We start from the raw sequence: 20,996 nt of genomic DNA, 5'->3' as shown, positions 1-20,996 counted from the left end.
GGGAACCGGGCGGGGTCACAGCGCGTTGTCGGTGTACGGGGGGTGGATCACATCGTCGAGCAGGGGAACAAGGGGAAGAAGGCGCCGGGGCGGACCCGCAGGGCCGTGCTCTTCGGCGGGCTCGGGGTCTTCGCGGTGGCCGCGGTGGCCGGCCGGGAGGAGATCGGCCGTGCCTGGTGGCTGATCCCGGGTGTGGACAAGCCGCGCAAGGAGGGCGAGCTCGACCACGCGGGCGCGAGCTGGACGTCGGCTTCGCCGGCGAACTGGCGCAAGGCGGACCGCCCGGCCGACTACCGGGTGGACCGGATCGTCGTGCATGTCACGCAGGGCGGCTTCGCGTCCTCGGTGGACGCCTTCAGGAACCCGTGGCACAAGGCGTCGGCGCACTACATAGTGCGCGGGGACGGGCACGTCGAGCAGATGGTGCGCGAGCTGGACGTGGCCTTCCACTCGGGCAGCCGCTCGATGAACGAGCGCAGTGTGGGCATCGAGCACGTGGGTTTCGTGGACCGTCCGCAGGACTTCACGGACGCGATGTACGCGGCTTCGGCCCGGCTGGCGGCCGACGTCTGCCGCCGGTACGGCATACCGGCGGACCGTAAGCACATCGTCGGCCACTCCGAGGTCCCGGGCGCCGACCACACCGACCCCGGCCGCCACTGGGACTGGAACCGCTACATCGGCCTGGTCCGGGCGGCCCTGGACGGCCCTAGCTGAGGCCCGCCGTGCGGGCGCGCTCGACCGCCGGGCCGATGGCGGCGGCCAGGGCCGCGACGTCCTCCCTGGTGGAGGTGTGGCCGAGGGAGAACCGCAGGGTGCCGCGGGCCAGCTGCGGGTCGGTGCCGGCGGCCAGCAGGACGTGGCTGGGCTGGGCCACGCCGGCGGTGCAGGCGGAGCCGGTGGAGCATTCGATGCCCTGTGCGTCCAGCAGGAGCAGCAGCGAGTCGCCCTCGCAGCCGGGGAAGCTGAAGTGGGCGTTGGCGGGGAGCCGCTCGTCGGGGTCTCCCCCGAGAACGGCGTCGGGCACGGCCGCCCGGACGGCGGCGACCAGCTCGTCGCGCAGGGCGCCGATCTCGGTGGCGAACCGCTCACGCCGTTCGACGGCGAGGACCGCGGCCACGGCGAAAGCGGCGATCGCCGGCACGTCGAGGGTGCCGGAGCGGACGTGCCGCTCCTGGCCGCCGCCGTGCAGGACGGGTACGGGGCTCTGGTCGCGGCCGAGCAGCAGTGCGCCGATGCCGTAGGGGCCGCCGACCTTGTGGCCGCTGACGGTCATGGCCGCGAGGCCGCTGTCACCGAAGTGGACGTCGAGCTGACCGAGGGCCTGGACGGCGTCGGAGTGCAGCGGGATCCCGTACGCGCGGGCGACGGCGGCCAGTTCGTGGACCGGCATGACGGTGCCGATCTCGTTGTTGGCCCACATGACGGTGGCCAGGGCCACGTCGTCGGGGTTGCGCTCGACGGCTTCGCGGAAGGCGTCGGCGTGGACCCGCCCGTAGCGGTCCACGGGCAGGTAGTCGACCTGCGCGCCCTCGTGCTCGGCGAGCCAGTGCACGGCGTCGAGCACGGCGTGGTGCTCGACCGGGCTGGCGATGACCCGGGTCCGGGCGGGGTCGGCGTCGCGCCGGGCCCAGTAGAGGCCCTTGACGGCGAGGTTGTCGGCCTCCGTGCCGCCGGCGGTGAAGACCACCTCGCTGGGGCGGGCGCCGACCGCCTCGGCGAAGGCCTCGCGGGCCTCCTCCACGGTACGGCGGGCCCGGCGGCCCGCGGCGTGCAGGGAGGAGGCGTTCCCCGTGGCGGCGAACTGCGCGGTCATCGCCGCGGCGGCCTCCGGCAGCATCGGGGTGGTGGCGGCGTGGTCGAGGTAGGCCATGATCCCCCGATTCTACGAGCCCGCCGGTGGCCGCTCGCGCCGCGGTGCCCCGTGACGGCCGGCAGGGCGCCCTGCGGGGGGTGCCTCGCCGGCCGGGCCGGCGTCAGGCCGGGCGCAGGGCGCGGGCCAGTTGGCGGGACTGCGCGACCAGGTGGTCCGAGGAGTCCCAGACCTCGGCGTCCTCCTCCAGGAAGCCGCCGGCGAGGTTGCGGGTGGTGATGGAGACCCGGAGCGGGCCGGGGGCCGGGCGGCGGCGGACGTGGGTGGTGAGTTCCACCGTCGGGGTCCAGGCCACCAGGCCCAGGTCGAAGGCGGTCGGCGGCAGCGCGTCGACGGCCAGGAGCATGGAGAGCGGGTCGGCGTCGCGGCCGTCGGCCAGCTCGAACCAGGCCCGCATCTCGCCCTTGCCGGAGGGCGCTCCGACGGCCCATCCGGCGGTCGCCGGGTCCAGCCGGAGCCGGAGCCGGTCCACGATGGCGGAGCTGCCGGGGATCGGCGCGGGGCCGGCCTCGGGGCCGATGCAGTCCTCGTAGGCGGGGATGGCGGGCGGCACGGCGACGGTGCGTACGTCGTCCGGCAGGGCCGCGAGGTCGCCGTAGGAGGCGAGGACGCGGATGCGCTCGATCTCGGCGCCGCTCTCGTCGTACTGGAACAGCGAGGCCTGGCCGGTGGAGAGGGTGCGCCCGACGCGGACGACCTGGGTGCGGATCACGGCGGGGCCGGGCACGGAGGAGGTCAGGTAGTGCGCGGAGACGGTGAACGGGTCCGGGTGCGGGAGGGCCGCCGACAGGGCCCGGCCGACCAGGGCCAGCAGGTAGCCGCCGTTCACGGCGGCGATGATCGTCCAGCCGGCGGAGAGTTCCGCGTCGTAGACCCCGGGCTCGCCCGCGCGTGCGGTGATGGCGGTGTCGCGGTCGAACTCACTGTCGCCGATGGATGCCTTGGCAGCTGCGTGTGACATGCGAACGACGGTACACCGGCTTGCTACTAAGCGGTAGCTTTCTTTGGTTACGGCTCTTCGGCCACGGACGAACGCCTGTTCCAGGCCAGCGGTGCCCGCCAGTGGTAGCGCATGGCGAGGAGACGCAGAACGAAGGTGGTGACGATCGCGAGGCCGGTGGTGATGCCGTTCAGGGCGTGCAGGCTGATGAAGACGGCCACCATCGAGGCACCGACCAGCGCGGGGACGGCGTACATCTCACGGTCGCGCAGCAGCGAGGGCACCTCGTTGACCAGGACGTCACGCACGACGCCGCCGCCGACGGCCGTCATCACGCCGAGCGCCGCGGAAGCGGTCAGGCCGAGGCCGTACTCGTAGGCCTTGGTCGTACCCGTCACGCAGAACAGTCCGAGGCCGGCCGCGTCGAAGACGTTGATGGCGCGGTTGATCCGCTGTACCTCGGGGTGCAGGAAGTAGACGATCGCGGCCGCGACCAGCGGGGTCACGAAGAAGCTGAGCTCGCCGAAGGCTGCGGGCGGCACGGCGCCGATGACGAGGTCCCGGAAGAGACCGCCGCCCAGGGCCGTGACGAGCGCGAGGACGGCGATGCCGAAGACGTCGAAGTTCTTGCGGACGGCGAGCAGGGCGCCCGCGGTGGCGAAGACGAAGATGCCGGCGAGGTCCAGGGCATGCTGGATCCCGGGCGGGAAGAGATCGTGGAGCACCGGGCCATTGTCGCCTGCGGCGGGCTCGACGGAATGCGGGGCTCCGCCGAGACCGGGTGTGCCGCTCGGCTCCCGCCGGGTGAAGGGGCACCTGCCGCGGCCCGCAGGCTGCGCGCTGCCGGCAGCGGACTGTGGTGCCGTGCGGCGCCACTGCCGGGGCGCCGCCCCGGACCCGGCGCCTCAAAGGCCGGCGGGGCTGAACGCGTGCGGCCCTGCCCGGATCACCGGGCAGGGCCGTGGCCGCCGCAGCGGTTACTCCGTGACCTTGGCCACCGCGTCCGCCGCGCCCGGCAGGGGCTTGTCGCCCGGTGCCTGGTCGGGGGCGTTCTCCGGGTGGTGGCAGGCCACCTGGTGGCCCGGCTTCAGCGCCAGCAGCGGCGGTTCCTGCGTCGCGCAGATCTGCGTCGCCTTCCAGCACCGGGTGTGGAAGCGGCAGCCGCTCGGCGGCGAGATCGGCGACGGGACGTCGCCCTTGAGCAGGATGCGGCCGCTCTTGGCCCCGCGCCGCCTCGGGTCGGGCACCGGCACGGCCGACATCAGGGCGGTGGTGTACGGGTGCATGGGCGCCCCGTACAGCGACTTGTTGTCGGCCAGCTCGACCATCTTGCCGAGGTACATCACCGCGATGCGGTCCGAGACGTGCCGGATGACCGACAGGTCGTGCGCGATGATCACGTAGGTGAGGCCGAGCTCGTCCTGGAGGTCGTCCAGCAGGTTCACCACCTGGGCCTGGATCGACACGTCCAGCGCCGAGACGGGCTCGTCCGCGACCACCAGCTTCGGCTTCAGCGCCAGGGCCCGCGCGATGCCGATGCGCTGGCGCTGGCCGCCGGAGAACTCGTGCGGGTAGCGGTTGTAGTGCTCGGGGTTGAGGCCCACGAGCGAGAGCAGCCGCTGGACCTCCGCCTTGAGCCCGCCCTCCGGGCTGACCTTCTGGAGCTTGAACGGCGCGCTGACGATGGTGCCCACCGTGTGGCGGGGATTCAGCGAGCCGTACGGGTCCTGGAAGATCATCTGCACGTCGCGGCGCAGCGGGCGCATGCCCGACACCCCGAGGTGCGTGATGTCCTTGCCCTCGAACTCGATGGACCCGCCGGTCGGCTCCAGCAGCCGGGTGATCAGCCGGCCCATGGTCGACTTCCCGCAGCCGGACTCCCCGACGATGCCGAGGGTCTCCCCGCGCCGGACGTCGAAGTCGAGGCCGTCGACGGCCTTGACCGCGCCCACCTGGCGCCGGATCAGCCCCTTGGTGATCGGGAAGTGCTTCTCCAGGCCGGTGACCTTGAGCAGGACCTCGGCCTCGGGGGACTCCGTGGCCTGCGCGGGAATGACCACCGTCTCCGGCTTCTTCGTGTCAGGCGTCTCGGTCACAGCTTCGGCGCAATCTCTTCGGTCCAGATCCGGGTCCGCTCTTCCTGCGGCATGTGGCAGGCGGACCAGTGACGGCTGTCGTCCTGGGTGAGCTCGGGCCGCACCGTCCGCGTCACGTTGCCCTTGGGCACGTCGGCGTACGGGCAGCGCGGGTTGAAGGCACAGCCGTCGGGGATGTTGATGAGGCTGGGCGGGGAGCCCTTGACCGGGATGAGGCGCTCGGTCTGTTCCCGGTCGATGCGCGGCATCGAACCCAGCAGGCCCCAGGTGTACGGGTGGCGGGGCTCGTAGAAGACCTTCTCGGCGGTGCCCCGCTCGACGCACCGGCCGCCGTACATCACGAGGATCTCGTCGGCCATCTCCGCGACGACGCCGAGGTCGTGCGTGATCATGATGACGGCGGAGCCGAACTCCTTCTGCAGATCACGGATCAGGTCCAGGATCTGCGCCTGCACCGTGACGTCCAGCGCCGTGGTCGGCTCGTCCGCGATCAGCAGGTCGGGGTTGTTGACCAGCGACATGGCGATCATCGCGCGCTGGCGCATGCCGCCGGAGAACTGGTGCGGGTAGTCGTCGACGCGCTTGCCCGGCTCGGGGATGCCCACCCGGTCCAGCATCTCGACGGCCCGCTTGCGCGCCGTCTTCTTGTCCACGTCGTTGTGGACGCGGTACGCCTCCACGATCTGGGAGCCGATCGTGTAGTACGGGTGCAGCGCGCTCAGCGGGTCCTGGAAGATCATCGCCATGTCGCGGCCGCGCAGCCGGCGCACCTCCTCGGGATCGGCGGAGAGCAGTTCCCGGCCGCCGAGCCAGATCTCGCCGGACATCTCGACTTTGGAGCGGCTGGCGTTGCCCACCCGGTGCAGGCCCATGACGGCCAGCGAGGTGACCGACTTGCCGGAGCCGGACTCACCCACGATGCCGAGGGTCCGGCCCTTCTCCAGCTGGAAGGAGAGCCCGTCGACCGACTTGACGAGGCCGTCGTCGGTGGGGAAGTGGACCTTGAGGTCCCGTACGTCGAGGAAGGCCTCGGAGGGGCGGTCGCCCGCCGGTTCCACCACGAGGGCCGGGCCGGCGGCGGTGTGCCCGGCCGGGTCGGCGGCGGCCGCGGCGGCCTCGTTCCCCTTCGGAGTCGGATCGGTCACGACAGCCTCACCCTCGGGTCGATGATGGCGTACACGAGGTCGACCACCAGGTTGCACAGCACGATGAAGGCTCCGGCGAAGAGGGTCACCCCGAGGATCTTCGGCAGGTCGTTCACCGCGATGGCGTGGTACGCGTACTCACCGATGCCGTGGTACGAGAAGACCGTCTCGGTGACGATGGCGCCGCCGAGGAGCAGCCCGAAGTCCATGCCGAAGATGGTCACGATCGGGGTCAGCGCGGAGCGCAGACCGTGGCGGGTGACGACCACCCGCTCGCGCAGGCCCTTGGCGCGCGCGGTGCGGATGTAGTCCTCGCTCATGGTCTCCAGCATTCCGGCCCGGGTGAGCCGGGCGTAGAGCGCGGAGTAGAGGAAGGCCAGTGTGCTCCAGGGCAGGACCAGCCCCTGGAACCAGGCGGCCGGATCCTCGGCGAAGTCCACGTACACATTGGTGAACACGGGCCAGTTGAAGACGAAGACGGCCAGCGAGAGCGTGCCGGTGAAGAACATCGGCAGCGAGACGCCGGCGAGGGCCACGCCCATCGCGAGCCGGTCGAAGAGCGAGCCCGGGCGCAGGGCCGAGACCACGCCCGTGGTGACACCGGTGATCAGCCAGATGACGGCCGCTCCCAGGGTGAGGGAGGCGGTGATGGGCAGCCGGTTGACGATGTCGGGCCAGACCTCGACGTGGTCCTTGAAGGAGTAGCCGAGGCAGGGTGCGCTGCACTGCGAGGGGTCGGGGCCGTAGTTGAACTCGCGGCCCGCGAAGATGCCCCGCAGGAACTCCCAGTACTGGGCGTACAGGGGCTCGTCGAAGCCGAGGTTCTTCTTGACCGCGGCGATGGACTCGGGCGAGGGGTTCTTGCCCACGTACTGCGTGGCCAACGAGTCGGCCGTGCCGCCGGCCAGCCGGGGCAGCAGGAAGAAGATCGCGAAGGTGATCGCGCTGACTACGAGCAGCAGGAACACCGCGGCGAACAGCCGCCGGACGATGTACACAAACACGGGGGTCGGCTTCGGCGTCCGCCGGTCCGCCCCGCACCCCGGTCGGGGGCGCGGGACGGACCGGCGCGCACTGCTGCCTTCACCTGCCTTCCACGGTTCTGGCAGATCTGGCTGAGAGGGTCGAACTGCCTGAGGACTTGACGTCCGGGGTTACTTCAGGCCGATGTTGAGGTAGTCGTACTGACCGCTCCACGCCGGGTTGGAGACCACGTTGGTGAGCTTGGGCGAGCGGTAGTGCAGGACCTTGAAGTAGGTCAGGGGCACGATGACGGCCTGGTCCATGACCTTCTTGTCGATCTCGCCGTAGACCTTCTCGCGGGCCGCGGAGTCGGTGTTGGCGATGTTGTCGTTCAGCATCTTGTTGATCTCGGGGTCGTTCAGCTGCGACAGGTTGGTGTTGCCCGTCTTGCTGATCGCGTCACCGTGGACGACCTGCTGGAGGAAGCCGAAGCCGCTCGGCCAGTCGGCGCCCCACTGCATCATCATGAGGCCGATCTTGTTGTCCTCCGTGAACTGCGGGACACCCGCGTAGTCACTGAAGTACTTGCCGGCCGGGAACTGCTGGATCTTGACCGTGATCCCGATCTTCTTCAGGGACGCCTGGATGGCCGTGGCCATGTCGACCTCGCCGGCGCGGTCGTTGCGCGCGGTGATGGTGGTCTCGAAGCCGTTCGGCTGGCCGCAGGCGGTCAGCGCGGCCTTGGCCTTGGCCTCGTCGCCCTTGTCCTCGGGGGTCTTGTAGGTGTTGAAGTCGATGTGACCGGGGATGTCGGTCGGCAGGACGGTGCTGGCGATGGCGCCGCGGATGGGGCCGCCGAAGGCGGTCTGCACCGACACCTTGTCGATCGCGTACTGGACCGCCTTGCGGCACTCCACGTTGTCGAAGGGGGCCACCTTGGTGTTCATCGCCATGTAGACCAGGCGACCACCCTCGGCGTTGTCGGTGTTGGGGTCCTTCGAGGTCAGCAGCTCGGTCTGGGTCTGCTGGGCCACACCGTTGCCGACGATGTCGACGTGCGTGTTGCCGGCCTTCAGGTTGGAGTCGATCGTCTCCTGGTTGACCTTCAGCTTGACGACGATCTTCTCCGGGAGCTGCTTGCGCAGCGGGTCCGTGGAGGCGTCCCAGTTGGGGTTGCGGACCAGGACGGCCTGCTTGTCGTGCTCGTAGCTCTCGAACATGTACGAGCCCGAGGAGACGATGTTCTTCACATAGTCCGCGCCGTTGTCCTTGGCCTTGGGCACGGGAGCCGACTGCGGGTTCGCCAGCAGGTAGTCGAACTCGGCGAAGGGCTGCTTCAGCTTGAAGATGATCGTCTGGTCGTCGGGGGTCTCGATGGACTGCAGCCCGGTGTCGGACTTGTCCTTGTACGGGCCCTCGTACGGGGTCTCGTTGTTCTTGAGGTACTGCGCGAGGTAGTTCGGGCCGTTGGAGTTCACGTCACGCGCGAAGTTGCTGCGCTCGACGGCGTACTTGACGTCCTTGGAGGTGACCAGGGAGCCGTCGCTGTACTTGACGCCCTTGCGCAGCTTGTACGTCCAGGTCGCACCGCCGTCGCTCGGCACGCCGAGGCTCTCGGCGAGGTCCGGGACCACCTTGTTGCCCTCGGCGCCCGGGGCGGGCGCGAAGGTGGTGAGCGGACGGGCGTACAGGCGGCTGAAGTTGAAGACGAAGCCGTAGTACGTGTTGCCGGGGTCGAAGGAGTCGGGGGTGTCGGACGCCTCGTAGACGAGCGTCCCGCCCTTCTTGTCCGAGACGTTGACCATGGCCTTGACGGCGGCGTTGGCGCCGGCCGACTTGTCGTCGCCGCCGGTCTTGTCACCACCACTGCACGCGGAGGCGGTGAGGGCTACGGTGATGGCGGCGGCGAGCACCGCGGCTGTTCTCGACCTGCTTCTCATGGCGGAGTGATGCCCCCTGATTCGGAGTGATGGTGGGTACTGGCGGAGCCTCGGCCGGATGCCCGAGGAACGGGAGGGTCAGCGCGAGCTCTTGGGATCCAGGGCGTCGCGCAATCCGTCGCCGAGGAGGTTGAAGGCGAGCACGGTGACGAAGATCGCCATGCCCGGGACGACCATGAACATCGGGTCGACCTTGTAGTAGGCCACGGCGGAGCTGAGCATTCCGCCCCATGAGGCCTGCGGCGGCTGGATACCCACGCCGAGGAAGCTCAGGGAGGCTTCGAAGAGGATGTTGGTCGGGATGAGCAGCGTGGAGTAGACGAGGATCGGCGCCATCAGGTTCGGCAGCAGCTCGCGGAAGACGATGAAGGGGCCGCGGGCTCCGAGGCTGCGGGCCGCGTCGACGAACTCCCGCTCGCGCAGCGACAGGGTCTGGCCGCGCACGATGCGTCCGATGTAGGGCCAGCTGAAGAAGCCGATCACGAAGATCAGCACGCTGATGTGCAGCGGAAGCCCTTCGAGGCCGAAGGCCCCGCCCTGGAGGGCGGCCGAGATGGAGATCGCGAAGAGCAGCAGCGGGAAGGCGAGGAAGGTGTCCATCATGCGGCTGATCACCGTGTCGGCCCAGCCTCCGTAGTACCCGGCGATGACGCCCAGCACGGAGCCGATGAACACCGAGACCACGGTCGACCCGAAGGCGACCAGCAGGGAGACCCAGGAGCCTTCCAGGATGCGGGTGGCGATGTCGCGGCCGAACTTCGGCTCCACGCCCAGCGGGTGGTCCCAGCTGATGCCGCCGAAGGAGCCGACGGGGGTGGCCAGGGAGGGGTCGATGAGGTCCTGGTGCAGGGCGTCCGGGTCCAGCCCGAACATCCACTGGATCGGCTGCGAGAGCACGGCCAGGACCACCAGCAGCAGCACGACGATGCCGCCGGCCATCGCCACCTTGTCGCGCTTGAGCCTGATCCACGCGATGCGGCCGAGCGAGCGTCCCTCGATCCGCTTCTGCGTCGCCCCGCCGGATGTCCCGTCGGGCTGAGTGAGCACCGGCTCACTGGGCGCTGTGGGTGAAGCCGTCATCGTGGTGGGGACCCCTCTCGGCCGACGGTCGCCGGCCCTGGCCGCCGCCGGAGCGGCTTGGTTCACTTCGGTGGCACTGGTGGTGCGGTGCCGGCGGCTGCGTCGGCCTGGGTGGTAGGGCGAGTCCGAAGTCAGCCTGACGAGCTGTTCCTTGTGGCGGACCCGGTTGGCCCGGCCTTCGGTGGGGTGGAGTCTTCAACGCCCTCTCGAGCGCCCGCCAGACCCCCCGGTGATGTGATGCGCAACCGTGATCTACGCCTACACCTTCCGTTATCCGAACCCCGGGATCTGTTGAGCGGTGAAACACCGCCCGTTCTGCACGGAACGGACATCAGACCCAACTGCCCTTTCGTGCATGGATCTTGGGTGTATTCACCGGATATGCCGAAGGCCGCACCGATGGGATCGGTGCGGCCTTCGAGAAGGATGTCTCGGTATCCGGATGCCGCGTCAGTACGTCGGCGCCTGGCCTTCGCGGTCGTAGAAGGGGCGGGTCTGCGCGCGCAGCCACATGGCGACGGGGTCGTGCTCGTCCCCGAGCGCGACCGTGCACACCGGCACGCCTTCGGGGACCACCCCGACCGACTGCCGCATCATCTCCCGTACGGATTCCAGCGCGGGCGCGGAGGCGTCGTACAGGTCGAGCCCGATCGCGAGGTACGGGGAGCCGAGCGCGGGCTGCACCCACGCGCGGCGCAGCGACCGCACGGCCGGGGTGCGGTGCGCGTGCTGGGTCAGCAGACCGTAGAACTGCGGGAGCTCGATGGCGGGCTCGGACAGGCGCAGCGGCCCCGCCGGCATCCGGTCCAGGCCGGTGGCGATCCGGCGCAGGTCGGCCCAGGGCACGCCGAGGCCGCCGCCCTGGGCGTGGGGGTTGAGCCACAGGCCCCAGCGGTCCGGGTACAGCGCGCGGGCGATGTCCCGCCCGGTCACCACCTCGTAGCCCCGGTTCCAGCCGCTGGCGGCCAGCTCCTGGGGGGAGGTGACGCAGGGCGCGTAGCCGAGGCTCTCGACCTCCATGCCGCCGTACTGGGCGTCCGGGGAGCCCGGCTGCCCCTGCCAGAGCAGCATCCACAGCCGGCCCTCGGAGAGGGCGTGCAGGAGCGACTCGTAACTCTCATAGCGCCCGGGAGTCACCTGGCGCATCATGTGCTCGACCTGCCCGGCCGCGGCCGTGCCTGACGCACTCACCCGGAACCCCTCTTCGTCCGCCCGTCGCTCCACGCGTGTCCTCCGAACCGGCATCGCGCGTGCGGCCAGGAGATGTAACCAGCTTAAGCGGCCCTACGGCAGGTAGAAGGGGCGTACGCGCTCACGAATCCAGTCCGTGACCGGGTCCTGCACCGCGTCCAGGAGGATCAACTGCACCGGCCACGGCGGCGGGACACGGGTCAGGGCCCGTCCGAGGGCCTCCATCGGCGCGTTCTGCGTGCCGGAGTCCCATCCCACCAGGCGGACACCGACGAACAGCTGGGGCTCCCCGCCCTCGACGCTGGCGAGGCAGCGGTGCGCGGCGGCGACCACCCCGGTGGCCCGGAACTCCTCGGTGGCGGCGGCCAGGAATTCCACCGGATCCTCCTGCCAGTCGGGCTCGAAGAGCCGGACCCGCCCGCCGGTGGCCGGTCCGTCGAGCGCGGTCCGGCCGCTGCGGCAGAGCTCCGCGACGGCGGACGGCGGGAGCGGTACGCCGACGGCGCCCTCGGGATTGAGGGCGATGCCGAGCTGCGGGGGCAGGCCGCGGGCGAACTCGACGGCGGGGGCCACGGCGAAGTCCATGCCGGGGCCGACGCAGGCGAGGAACTGGGCCTCGGAGCTGTAGACGGGGACGTACGCCGCCCCGCCGATGTCCATGGTGGGCAGGTCGAGGCCGGCCGTCGTCGGGCCGCCCCCGCCCGGCAGGGGCACCCATACCCGGCTGCGCCCGAGGACCTCCAGGATCCGCCCCCCGGCGTCCGGCTGCCCGAGCGCCGCCCCGAGCACCTGCTCCAGCTCATTCCCCGGCCAGCCGCTGCCCTGCATGTCCCGTGCCTCCGTGATCCCGCCGCGTGTCGCCCCGCAGGGTACCGGCCCCGGGCGCGGCCGCGGCGCCGGGGTTCGCCCGGCGCCGGGAAGGGCCCGGGAGCGGCGCCGCGCCCGGCGGGTCAGGAGTGGAAGGCGATGCGGGTCACCGTCGCGGCGGAAGCACGGTCCAGCAGGGTCGCCGAGGCGCAGCCGGCGGGCGGCCGGCCCGCTTCCGCCTCGCGGAGCAGCCGGCCCACCGCCCCCCGGTGGCGGGCGAAGGCGTAGGCGGAGACGCGGCGGCCCCGCGCGGCCTGACCGGAGAGGGCCTCCTCGGGGCTGCTGTCCAGCAGGAGCAGGTGCAGGGCCCGGCCCCGGCGGCGTGCGGCGGCCGCGAGCAGGCCGCGTACCCAGGCCTGCGTACCGCAGTCGTGGACGACCACGGAGGCCCCGGAGCGCAGGATCCGCCACAGCCCCCAGTAGTGCGCGGCGCGCACCAGCGGCCGGTACACCGCGTACGGCAGCGCCGCGGGCATGAGGCGCTCCCACCGCTCACGGGTGTCCTGGGAGTCCACGGCTGCGCCCTCGGCGGCCGCCCGCTTGATCAGGGTGCTCTTGCCGCCGCCGGGCAGGCCGGACACCACGACGATGTCCCCGGCGGCGAAGCCGAGCCGGTGCGGAGCGCGCACGGCCGGTCCGCGCAGGTCGCGTACGAGGCCGAGCCCGGCGTCGGCCGCCCGCCCGCGCGCGCCGCGCTGCGCCGGCACCGCCTCCACGGTTCCCGTCGTCGTCACCACTCCGAATCTCCGCACAGTGTTCGCCTCCCCCGAATCGGGTCACCGGGACCCTTGCCCACTGAGTGTAAAGAGACGGTAATCCGGCGGCCCCGGTTCCGGTCGGGCTCTTCGGAGGGCCGTACGAACTTTCGGACCCCGCCGCCCGATCTCGGGCATGGCGTGCAATGATGTGCGCCATCTGGACCAACTGCATACCGGCCGCTTGAATCCGCGCGGGAGAGTCCCGGCACGCCGCAAGGCCGTGCACGGGCGCCGAAGGAGCAAGAACCTCCCTTGAATCTCTCAGGCCCCGTACCGCGTGGATGAGGCAGATCTGAAAAGCGAGCTGCTGCGCAGCTCCACCCAAGGTGCAAGTCGAGGAGAAGACCCGGCGATCTGCTGATCGGCGGAACTCTCGGCGAACCTCTCAGGTTCCGATGACAGATGGGGAGGAACGTCCTCGTCATGTCATGTCGATGCCCTGGGACCCGGGAGCCACACCCATGAGCACTGCCCCCCGCCTGACCGCCCTCGATGCGCTGCACCGTTCGCTCGGTGCGACCATGACCGATTTCGCGGGCTGGGACATGCCGCTGCGGTACGCCAGCGAGCGCGACGAGCACAACGCCGTACGCACCAAGGCCGGTCTCTTCGACCTGTCCCACATGGGCGAGATCACGCTGACCGGCCCGGAGGCCGTCAAGGCCCTGGACTACGCGCTGGTCGGCAACATCTCCACGGTCGGTGTGGGCCGCGCCCGCTACACGCACATCTGTCAGGAGGACGGCGGGATCGTCGACGACCTGATCGTCTACCGCCTCGGCGAGACCGAGTACATGGTCGTCGCCAACGCCTCCAACGCCCAGGTCGTCCTGGACGCGCTGACCGAGCGTGCCGCCGGCTTCGACACCGAGGTCCGCGACGACCGCGACGCGTACGCGCTGATCGCGGTGCAGGGCCCGGAGTCCCCCGGCATCCTGGCGTCCCTGACCGACGCCGACCTGGACGGCCTGAAGTACTACGCGGGCCTGCCGGGCACCGTCGCGGGCGTCCCCGCGCTGATCGCGCGCACCGGTTACACGGGCGAGGACGGCTTCGAGCTGTTCGTCGCCCCCGAGCACGCCGTGGAGCTGTGGCAGGCGCTGACCAAGGCGGGCGAGGGCGTCGGCCTGGTCCCGGCCGGTCTGTCCTGCCGCGACACCCTGCGCCTGGAAGCGGGCATGCCGCTGTACGGGCACGAGCTGACCACCTCCCTCACCCCGTTCGACGCGGGCCTGGGCCGGGTCGTGAAGTTCGAGAAGGAGGGCGACTTCGTCGGCCGCGCCGCGCTGGAGGCCGCCGCCGAGCGCGCCGCCACGAACCCGCCGCGCAAGCTGGTCGGTCTGATCGCCGAGGGCCGCCGCGTCCCGCGCGCCGGGTTCCCGGTCGTCGCCGACGGCCAGGTCATCGGCGAGGTCACCTCCGGCGCCCCGTCCCCGACGCTCGGCCGGCCGATCGCGATGGCGTACGTGGACGCGGCGCACGCCGCGCCCGGCACGTCCGGCGTCGGCGTCGACATTCGCGGTACGCATGAGCCGTACGAGGTCGTGGCGCTGCCGTTCTACAAGCGGCAGAAGTAGCCCCACGCACCGCGTCCGCCGTCCGGGAACCCGTACGGCGCCGTCTCAGTACCCAAGACCGCAGTTCGTATCCACTCCCCCGCATCCAGGAGAATCAGGTCATGAGCACCCCCGAGAATCTGCGTTACACCAAGGAGCACGAGTGGCTGTCCGACGTCGTGGACGGCGTCGCGACGGTCGGCATCACGGAGTTCGCGGCCAACGCGCTCGGTGACGTCGTCTACGCCCAGCTCCCCGCGGTCGGCGACACCGTGACCGAGGGCGAGACCTGTGGCGAGCTGGAGTCGACCAAGTCGGTCTCCGACCTCTACTCCCCGGTCTCCGGCGAGATCGTCGAGGCCAACCAGGACGTCGTGGACGACCCGGCGCTGGTGAACACCGCCCCGTTCGAGGGTGGCTGGCTGTTCAAGGTGCGTCTCTCCGAGGAGCCGAAGGACGTGCTCTCGGCCGGCGAGTACGCGGCGCTCACCCACTCCGACAACTGACACCCCAGGGATCAAGATGTCTGTGCTGAACACGCCCCTCCACGAGCTCGACCCGGACGTCGCCGCCGCCGTCGACGCCGAACTCGTGCGCCAGCAGTCCACCCTGGAAATGATCGCGTCGGAGAACTTCGCTCCGGCCGCCGTCATGGAGGCCCAGGGTTCGGTCCTGACCAACAAGTACGCCGAGGGCTACCCGGGCCGCCGCTACTACGGTGGCTGCGAGCACGTCGACGTCGTCGAGCAGATCGCGATCGACCGGATCAAGGCGCTGTTCGGCGCCGAGGCCGCGAACGTCCAGCCGCACTCCGGTGCGCAGGCCAACGCCGCCGCGATGTTCGCGCTGCTGAAGCCGGGCGACACGATCATGGGCCTGAACCTGGCCCACGGCGGTCACCTGACCCACGGCATGAAGATCAACTTCTCCGGCAAGCTCTACAACGTGGTCCCGTACCACGTCGACGAGACCGGTGAGGTCGACATGGCCGAGGTCGAGCGCCTCGCCAAGGAGTCCAAGCCGCAGCTGATCGTCGCCGGCTGGTCCGCCTACCCGCGCCAGCTGGACTTCGCCGCCTTCCGCCGCATCGCGGACGAGGTCGGCGCGTACCTGATGGTCGACATGGCGCACTTCGCCGGCCTGGTCGCCGCGGGTCTGCACCCGAACCCGGTGCCGCACGCCCACGTCGTCACCACCACCACGCACAAGACCCTCGGCGGTCCGCGCGGCGGTGTCATCCTGTCGACGCAGGAACTGGCCAAGAAGATCAACTCCGCGGTCTTCCCGGGTCAGCAGGGCGGCCCGCTGGAGCACGTGATCGCGGCCAAGGCCGTCTCCTTCAAGGTCGCGGCCTCGCCCGAGTTCAAGGAGCGCCAGGAGCGCACCCTGGAGGGTGCGAAGATCCTCGCCGCCCGCCTGGTCCAGGACGACGTCAAGGCCGTGGGCGTGGACGTCCTCACCGGTGGCACCGACGTGCACCTGGTCCTGGTCGACCTGCGCAACTCGGAGCTGGACGGCCAGCAGGCCGAGGACCGCCTCCACGAGGTCGGCATCACGGTCAACCGCAACGCCATCCCGAACGACCCGCGGCCGCCGATGGTCACCTCGGGTCTGCGGATCGGTACGCCGGCGCTGGCCACCCGCGGTTTCGACGCGGAGGCCTTCACCGAGGTCGCCGAGATCATCGCGCAGGCGCTGAAGCCCGCGTACGACAGCGAGGCCCTGAAGGCCCGCGTCTCCGCGCTCGCCGCGAAGTTCCCGCTGTACCCGACGCTCTAGGGCAACGGCTTGGGCGGGCCCGGCCTTGTTTCGCACAGGGCCGGGCCTTTTCCATGGCCCGGGCACGGTCCTCGACGTCGGGCCGCGCAAGACGCCGTACAGGCCGGCGTAACCGGGCCCCCCACGAACTGACGTACGCTGATGAACCGGGCAAGGGCGCCCACGAGGTGATCTTTGCCCGGTATCCCTGCAAAGTCCGCACCCTCCGTCGGCCGCCTCGCTACGCTGCGAGAGCGACTGGACGGTCCGTTCCCCGCCACCGCGGGGATGACCCGGGAGTCCGCCACCGTGGCCATTTCCGTCTTCGACCTCTTCTCCATCGGTATCGGTCCCTCCTCCTCCCACACGGTCGGTCCGATGCGGGCCGCGCGCATGTTCGTGACACGGCTGAAGAAGGACGGCGTGCTGGCGCAGACCACCTCCGTCCGGGCCGAGCTCTTCGGATCCCTCGGCGCGACCGGTCACGGTCACGGCACCCCCAAGGCGGTGCTGCTCGGCCTGGAGGGCCACTCCCCCCGCACCGTGAACGTCGAGACCGCCGACGACGAGGTCGAGCGGATCCGCAAGAGCGGCCGGCTGCGGCTGCTGGGCGCGGAGATAGGCGATGTCCACGAGATCGCCTTCGACGAGCCGAACCAGCTGATCCTGCACCGCCGCCGGTCCCTGCCGTACCACGCGAACGGCATGACCCTCTTCGCGTACGACGCCGCCGGCACCCCGCTGCTGGAGAAGACCTACTACTCGGTCGGCGGCGGCTTCGTCGTCGACGAGGACGCGGTCGGCCAGGACCGGATCAAGCTCGACGACACGGTGCTCAAGTACCCCTTCCGCTCCGGCGACGAGATGCTGCGCCTCGCGAACGAGACCGGCCTGTCGATCTCCTCGCTGATGCTGGAGAACGAGAAGGCCTGGCGCACGGAGGAGGAGATCCGCGAGGGCCTCCTGGAGATCTGGCGCGTCATGCAGTCCTGCGTCTCGCGCGGCATGTCCCGTGAGGGCATCCTCCCGGGCGGTCTGCGCGTCAAGCGGCGTGCCGCCGCCACCGCGCGCCAGCTGCGTACCGAGGGCGACCCGATGCTGCACCGCAGCGAGTGGGCGACGATCTACGCGATGGCGGTCAACGAGGAGAACGCGGCCGGCGGCCGGGTGGTGACCGCGCCGACCAACGGCGCCGCCGGCGTCCTGCCCGCCGTGCTCCACTACTACATGAACTTCGTACCGGGCGCGGACGAGGACGGCGTGGTCCGCTTCCTCCTCGCCGCGGGCGCGATCGGCATGCTGTTCAAGGAGAACGCCTCGATCTCCGGCGCCGAGGTCGGCTGCCAGGGCGAGGTGGGCTCCGCCTGCTCGATGGCGGCCGGCGCCCTCGCCGAGGTCCTCGGCGGCACCCCGGAGCAGGTCGAGAACGCGGCCGAGATCGGCATGGAGCACAACCTCGGCCTGACCTGCGACCCGGTCGGCGGTCTGGTGCAGATCCCCTGCATCGAGCGCAACGGCATGGCGGCGGTCAAGGCCGTCACGGCGGCCCGGATGGCGATGCGCGGCGACGGCAGCCACAAGGTCTCCCTCGACAAGGTCATCAAGACCATGAAGGAGACCGGCGCCGACATGAAGGTCAAGTACAAGGAGACCGCCCGCGGCGGCCTCGCGGTCAACGTCATCGAGTGCTGACGCCCACCGCGTGACACGAGAGGGGCCCGGCGCGTGCGCCGGGCCCCTCCTCGTCCGGAACCGGAACCTGAACCCGAACAGGAAAAGGGACCGGAACCGAAAACGGAGCCGAAGCGGAACCATGGTGTCCGAGACGGCGTCCTCAGCTGTGCCACCCGTCCCCGTCTCTCGAGAATCGAGGGGACAACATGATCCACGTCCGTCTCCGGCAGTCCGTGGCCCTGGCGACCGGCGCCCTGCTCGCCGCCTGCCTCTCCTTCGCCGCCCCTGCCTCGGCCTCCACCCTCACCACCACCAGGGCCCAGGCCCAGACCCCGCTCGTCGTCAACGCCCGCTGGGCCGGGCACCCCACCTACGACCGCATCGTCGTCGACCTCCAGGGCTCCGCGCCCGCGGTCACCGTCACTCCCGTCCCGCAGCTGGTGTACGACGGGTCCGGGAAGCCGGTACCGCTGCCCGGGAAGTACTTCCTGGAGATCCGCCTCCACCCCGCCGCCGCGCACAACGACGCGGGACAGAACGTCTACCAGGGCCCCAAGCTGCAGAAGACGAATCTCGGCAAGCTCAAGGGCATCGCCCTGACCGGCGACTACGAGGGGTACGTGACCTTCGGCGCCGCCTTCGACACCCTGCCGTACTACCGCGCGTTCCCGCTGCACTCACCGGAGCGGTTCGTCGTGGACATCGCGCACTGAACCGGTGCCGGACACGTGGCCCGGGGCGCACGCGCCCCGGGCCACGCCGTCATCTGCGCCAGAACAGGTGGTGCGTCACACCGCTCGCACTGGGCACGACGTCGAGGTGGAACCGGTCGAGCAGCTCCTCGGGGGATTCCCAGAGCCTGACGCCGGATCCGAGCTCCACCGGCGAGACCGCCACGTGCAGGGTGTCGACGAGGTCGGCGTCGAGGAACTCACGGATGGTGGTGGCCCCGCCGCCCAGCCGTACGTCCCTGCCCCGCGCGGCTTCCCGCGCCCGCTGCAAGGCCGTGGCCGGGTCGGCGTCGACGAAGTGGAAGGTGGTGTCGGAGAGCGTGAACGAGGGACGCGTGTGGTGGGTCATGACGAACACGGGGGTGTGGAACGGGGGCTCCTCGCCCCACCAGCCGCGCCAGTCGTGGTCGGCCCAGGGCCCGCGCTGGGGTCCGAACTTGTTGCGGCCCATGATCTCGGCGCCGATGTTGTGCGCGAAGTCCCGGGTGAAGTAGTCGTCGAGCCCCCTGCTGCCTCCCGGGTCGGTCCGGTTGGGCCAGCTCGCGGTGGCTCCGGCCCAGGCGAACATCTCGCCGGGGTCGGCGTGGCCGAACGGCCGCTCCAGGCTCTGGTCCTCGCCGGCGCCGAACCCGTCGCGCGAGACGGTGAAGTTCTGGACCCTCAGCAGTTGCTCCACCGGTCTCCTCCTCGGGTCGGACGGGGCGCGGGCTCAGCGGTGCTCCGGGTTGGGGAAGTCGAAGCGGCATCCCGCGTCCCACTGCGAGCGCTGGTTGCCGTGCGGCGGAATGCCGCCCGAGCGCTTGAGCAGCGCGGCCAGGTGCATGAGGTTCCAGGACATGAAGGTGGTGTTGCGGTTGGTGAAGTCGTTCTCGGGGCCGCCCGATCCGGGGTCCAGGTAGGAGGGTCCGGGGCCGGCCTCGCCGATCCAGCCCGCGTCGGCCTGCGGCGGAATCGCGTAGCCGAGGTGCTGGAGGCTGTAGAGGACGTTCATGGCGCAGTGCTTGACGCCGTCCTCGTTGCCGGTGATCAGTGCGCCGCCGACCCGCCCGTAGTAGGCGTACTGGCCGCGCTCGTTCAGCACCGAGGAGCAGGCGTAGAGCCGCTCGATGACCTGCTTCATCACGGAGCTGTTGTCGCCGAGCCAGATGGGGCCGCACAGGACGAGGATGTCGGCGTCCATGATCTGGCTGTAGAGGACCGGCCACTGGTCGCTCTCCCAGCCGTGTTCGGTCATGTCGGGCCAGACCCCGGTCGCGATGTCGTGGTCGACGGCGCGGATGAGGGAGGTCCGGGTGCCGGCCGCCTCCATGACCCTGCGGCTCTTGTCGATCAGGCCCTCGGTGTTGCTGGTCTCGGGTGAGCGTTTGAGCGTGCAGTTCACGTAGAGGGCGGTCAGGTCCGAGTAGTCGTATGCGGCAGCCACACCCCCAGCGTCGCCACGGCGGGCCTCCGCCGCCAGCGGGCCTCGCCCGTCCGGGGCAGGCCGTACGAGGCGGCCGTACGGAGGCGGCGTCGGGGCCGGCGCCGCCGCAAACCTAGGATGGCGCCATGTCCCTGCCGCACGCCATCCTGACCGCCCTGCTGGAGAAGCCCTCGTCCGGGCTGGAGCTGACCCGGCGGTTCGACAAGTCGATCGGGTACTTCTGGTCGGCGACGCACCAGCAGATCTACCGCGAGCTGGGGCGGCTGGAGGAGTCCGGGCTGATCCGGGAGCTCCCGAGCGGGGTTCCCGTGCGCGGGCAGAAGAAGGAGTACGAGGTGCTGCCCGCCGGCGGCGCGGAGCTGGCCCGGTGGGTCGCCGAGAGCCAGGACCCCAAGCCGGTGCGCGACCCGCTGCTGCTGCGGATCCGTGCGGCGGGTGTCGTGGGGCCGCAGGGGCTCGGTCCCGAGCTGCGGCGCCATCTGGAGCTGCACCGGCGCCAGCTCGCACAGTACGAGGCCATCGAGGAGAAGGACTTCCCGCCGGAGCGGGACGCCGTGGAGGACCGGCTGCGGCGGCTCGTGCTGCACGGCGGGATCGCCCTGGAGACCTTCTGGCTGCACTGGCTGGAGGAGGCCCTGGGCGAGGTGGAGGACATGTCCGGGCCGCAGGCCTGACGCGCGGCGCCGGGTTCCCGGCTCCTGGCGCCCGGAGCGGAACGCACGGCGCCGCCCCGCTCCGGTGGTCCGGGGCGGGGCGGCGGCGGAGGGACTACTTGTTCAGGGAGGCCCAGAACTCGTCGAAGCTCAGCAGGCCGTCGCCGTTCGCGTCCTTGGCGGCGATCACGGCGTCGGCGACGGGGCCGGTGACGAACGGGTCGCCCATGGCCGCCATGGCCGCCTTGAACTCGTCGGCCGTGACGAAGCCGTCACCGTTCACGTCGAACTTGCCGAACGTCGTCCGTGCGCTCTCGATGTCCGCCACTGGGTCCACTCCTTCTTGAT

The 20,996-nt window shown here is 70.8% G+C and carries 21 protein-coding genes and 1 riboswitch; of the genes, 7 read left to right on the top strand and 14 right to left on the bottom strand.

Features of this window, described 5'->3' with window-relative positions:
• The first annotated feature begins 42 nt into the window (after window positions 1-42).
• A complete protein-coding gene (locus DEJ51_RS23525; protein WP_223835942.1) occupies window positions 43-717 on the top strand; it encodes an N-acetylmuramoyl-L-alanine amidase in 675 nt (224 codons plus the stop codon).
• Here the strand turns inward: DEJ51_RS23525 and DEJ51_RS23520 are convergent.
• The 11 genes from DEJ51_RS23520 to DEJ51_RS23470 all read right to left on the bottom strand — a co-directional run bounded on the left by DEJ51_RS23520 (window position 710) and on the right by DEJ51_RS23470 (window position 12,829).
• The gene (locus DEJ51_RS23520) at window positions 710-1,873 is read right to left on the bottom strand and encodes a cysteine desulfurase family protein (protein WP_150259547.1); all 1,164 of its coding nucleotides are present in this window, start codon (window positions 1,871-1,873) and stop codon (window positions 710-712) included. The genes DEJ51_RS23525 and DEJ51_RS23520 overlap by 8 nt on opposite strands.
• Window positions 1,874-1,976: 103 nt before the next feature.
• On the bottom strand, window positions 1,977-2,834 hold the full coding sequence (locus DEJ51_RS23515; protein WP_150259545.1) for a thioesterase family protein: 858 nt from the start codon (window positions 2,832-2,834) through the stop codon (window positions 1,977-1,979).
• A gap of 47 nt (window positions 2,835-2,881) precedes the next feature.
• Window positions 2,882-3,538, bottom strand: coding sequence for a trimeric intracellular cation channel family protein (locus DEJ51_RS23510; protein ID WP_150259543.1), 657 nt, complete (start codon window positions 3,536-3,538; stop codon window positions 2,882-2,884).
• A gap of 252 nt (window positions 3,539-3,790) precedes the next feature.
• The gene (locus tag DEJ51_RS23505) at window positions 3,791-4,873 is read right to left on the bottom strand and encodes an ABC transporter ATP-binding protein (protein WP_352337048.1); all 1,083 of its coding nucleotides are present in this window, start codon (window positions 4,871-4,873) and stop codon (window positions 3,791-3,793) included.
• A gap of 32 nt (window positions 4,874-4,905) precedes the next feature.
• Window positions 4,906-5,970, bottom strand: a complete 1,065-nt coding sequence (locus DEJ51_RS23500; RefSeq protein WP_150262102.1) for an ABC transporter ATP-binding protein — start codon at window positions 5,968-5,970, stop codon at window positions 4,906-4,908.
• Window positions 5,971-6,050: 80 nt separating this feature from the next.
• On the bottom strand, window positions 6,051-7,058 hold the full coding sequence (locus DEJ51_RS23495; RefSeq protein ID WP_150259539.1) for an ABC transporter permease: 1,008 nt from the start codon (window positions 7,056-7,058) through the stop codon (window positions 6,051-6,053).
• Window positions 7,059-7,208: 150 nt separating this feature from the next.
• Window positions 7,209-8,957: an ABC transporter substrate-binding protein gene (locus DEJ51_RS23490; protein WP_150259537.1), complete on the bottom strand. Its 1,749-nt coding sequence runs from the start codon at window positions 8,955-8,957 to the stop codon at window positions 7,209-7,211.
• A gap of 78 nt (window positions 8,958-9,035) precedes the next feature.
• The gene (locus DEJ51_RS23485) at window positions 9,036-10,037 is read right to left on the bottom strand and encodes an ABC transporter permease (RefSeq protein ID WP_150259535.1); all 1,002 of its coding nucleotides are present in this window, start codon (window positions 10,035-10,037) and stop codon (window positions 9,036-9,038) included.
• A gap of 450 nt (window positions 10,038-10,487) precedes the next feature.
• Complete coding sequence (locus DEJ51_RS23480) at window positions 10,488-11,228, bottom strand: enhanced serine sensitivity protein SseB C-terminal domain-containing protein (RefSeq protein WP_150259534.1); 741 nt, start codon at window positions 11,226-11,228, stop codon at window positions 10,488-10,490.
• A 93-nt stretch (window positions 11,229-11,321) separates the two neighbouring features.
• Window positions 11,322-12,056, bottom strand: a complete 735-nt coding sequence (locus tag DEJ51_RS23475) for an enhanced serine sensitivity protein SseB (RefSeq protein ID WP_150259532.1) — start codon at window positions 12,054-12,056, stop codon at window positions 11,322-11,324.
• Between the two features lie 122 nt (window positions 12,057-12,178).
• Window positions 12,179-12,829, bottom strand: coding sequence for an AAA family ATPase (locus DEJ51_RS23470; RefSeq protein WP_223835940.1), 651 nt, complete (start codon window positions 12,827-12,829; stop codon window positions 12,179-12,181).
• A gap of 206 nt (window positions 12,830-13,035) precedes the next feature.
• Window positions 13,036-13,139, top strand: a riboswitch (glycine riboswitch).
• A 175-nt stretch (window positions 13,140-13,314) separates the two neighbouring features.
• Here DEJ51_RS23470 and gcvT point away from each other — a divergent pair.
• The 5 genes from gcvT to DEJ51_RS23445 all read left to right on the top strand — a co-directional run bounded on the left by gcvT (window position 13,315) and on the right by DEJ51_RS23445 (window position 18,554).
• Window positions 13,315-14,430 carry a glycine cleavage system aminomethyltransferase GcvT gene (gcvT, locus tag DEJ51_RS23465; protein WP_150259528.1) on the top strand — a complete coding sequence of 372 codons (1,116 nt, stop codon included), beginning with the start codon at window positions 13,315-13,317 and terminating at the stop codon, window positions 14,428-14,430.
• A 101-nt stretch (window positions 14,431-14,531) separates the two neighbouring features.
• Window positions 14,532-14,915, top strand: coding sequence for a glycine cleavage system protein GcvH (gene gcvH, locus DEJ51_RS23460; RefSeq protein WP_150259526.1), 384 nt, complete (start codon window positions 14,532-14,534; stop codon window positions 14,913-14,915).
• A 16-nt stretch (window positions 14,916-14,931) separates the two neighbouring features.
• Window positions 14,932-16,188, top strand: a complete 1,257-nt coding sequence (gene glyA / locus DEJ51_RS23455) for a serine hydroxymethyltransferase (protein ID WP_150259525.1) — start codon at window positions 14,932-14,934, stop codon at window positions 16,186-16,188.
• A gap of 288 nt (window positions 16,189-16,476) precedes the next feature.
• On the top strand, window positions 16,477-17,859 hold the full coding sequence (locus tag DEJ51_RS23450) for an L-serine ammonia-lyase (RefSeq protein ID WP_150259522.1): 1,383 nt from the start codon (window positions 16,477-16,479) through the stop codon (window positions 17,857-17,859).
• Between the two features lie 188 nt (window positions 17,860-18,047).
• The gene (locus DEJ51_RS23445) at window positions 18,048-18,554 is read left to right on the top strand and encodes a hypothetical protein (protein WP_150259520.1); all 507 of its coding nucleotides are present in this window, start codon (window positions 18,048-18,050) and stop codon (window positions 18,552-18,554) included.
• 49 nt (window positions 18,555-18,603) lie between these two features.
• On the opposite strand, the gene DEJ51_RS23440 is transcribed toward DEJ51_RS23445, so the two are convergent.
• Together DEJ51_RS23440 and DEJ51_RS23435 are read right to left on the bottom strand one after the other, a co-directional pair.
• Window positions 18,604-19,248 (bottom strand): dihydrofolate reductase family protein, encoded by a 645-nt coding sequence (locus DEJ51_RS23440; protein ID WP_150259518.1) that lies wholly within the window; start codon window positions 19,246-19,248, stop codon window positions 18,604-18,606.
• 33 nt (window positions 19,249-19,281) lie between these two features.
• Complete coding sequence (locus tag DEJ51_RS23435; protein ID WP_150259517.1) at window positions 19,282-19,995, bottom strand: flavodoxin family protein; 714 nt, start codon at window positions 19,993-19,995, stop codon at window positions 19,282-19,284.
• Window positions 19,996-20,120: 125 nt separating this feature from the next.
• On the opposite strand from DEJ51_RS23435, the gene DEJ51_RS23430 reads away from it, so the two are divergent.
• Window positions 20,121-20,669 (top strand): PadR family transcriptional regulator, encoded by a 549-nt coding sequence (locus DEJ51_RS23430; RefSeq protein ID WP_150259515.1) that lies wholly within the window; start codon window positions 20,121-20,123, stop codon window positions 20,667-20,669.
• Between the two features lie 94 nt (window positions 20,670-20,763).
• Here the strand turns inward: DEJ51_RS23430 and DEJ51_RS23425 are convergent, their stop codons facing one another.
• The gene (locus DEJ51_RS23425; protein ID WP_150259513.1) at window positions 20,764-20,976 is read right to left on the bottom strand and encodes an EF-hand domain-containing protein; all 213 of its coding nucleotides are present in this window, start codon (window positions 20,974-20,976) and stop codon (window positions 20,764-20,766) included.
• Between the last annotated feature and the right edge of the window lie 20 nt (window positions 20,977-20,996).

It is taken from the genome of Streptomyces venezuelae, assembly GCF_008642275.1.
In the GTDB taxonomy this organism is placed as follows: domain Bacteria; phylum Actinomycetota; class Actinomycetes; order Streptomycetales; family Streptomycetaceae; genus Streptomyces; species Streptomyces venezuelae_E.
This window is presented reverse-complemented; position numbering and strand designations above follow the sequence as displayed.

Excerpts from the sequence above, each read along its gene's own strand:
- DEJ51_RS23520 (WP_150259547.1), bottom strand. The coding sequence starts at position 1,873 with ATGGCCTACCTCGACCACGCCGCCACCACCCCGATGCTGCCGGAGGCC.
- DEJ51_RS23515 (WP_150259545.1), bottom strand. The coding sequence starts at position 2,834 with ATGTCACACGCAGCTGCCAAGGCATCCATCGGCGACAGTGAGTTCGAC.
- DEJ51_RS23490 (WP_150259537.1), bottom strand. The coding sequence starts at position 8,957 with ATGAGAAGCAGGTCGAGAACAGCCGCGGTGCTCGCCGCCGCCATCACC.
- DEJ51_RS23485 (WP_150259535.1), bottom strand. The coding sequence starts at position 10,037 with ATGACGGCTTCACCCACAGCGCCCAGTGAGCCGGTGCTCACTCAGCCC.
- DEJ51_RS23475 (WP_150259532.1), bottom strand. The coding sequence starts at position 12,056 with ATGCAGGGCAGCGGCTGGCCGGGGAATGAGCTGGAGCAGGTGCTCGGG.
- gcvT (WP_150259528.1), top strand. The coding sequence starts at position 13,315 with ATGAGCACTGCCCCCCGCCTGACCGCCCTCGATGCGCTGCACCGTTCG.
- gcvH (WP_150259526.1), top strand. The coding sequence starts at position 14,532 with ATGAGCACCCCCGAGAATCTGCGTTACACCAAGGAGCACGAGTGGCTG.
- glyA (WP_150259525.1), top strand. The coding sequence starts at position 14,932 with ATGTCTGTGCTGAACACGCCCCTCCACGAGCTCGACCCGGACGTCGCC.
- DEJ51_RS23445 (WP_150259520.1), top strand. The coding sequence starts at position 18,048 with ATGATCCACGTCCGTCTCCGGCAGTCCGTGGCCCTGGCGACCGGCGCC.
- DEJ51_RS23430 (WP_150259515.1), top strand. The coding sequence starts at position 20,121 with ATGTCCCTGCCGCACGCCATCCTGACCGCCCTGCTGGAGAAGCCCTCG.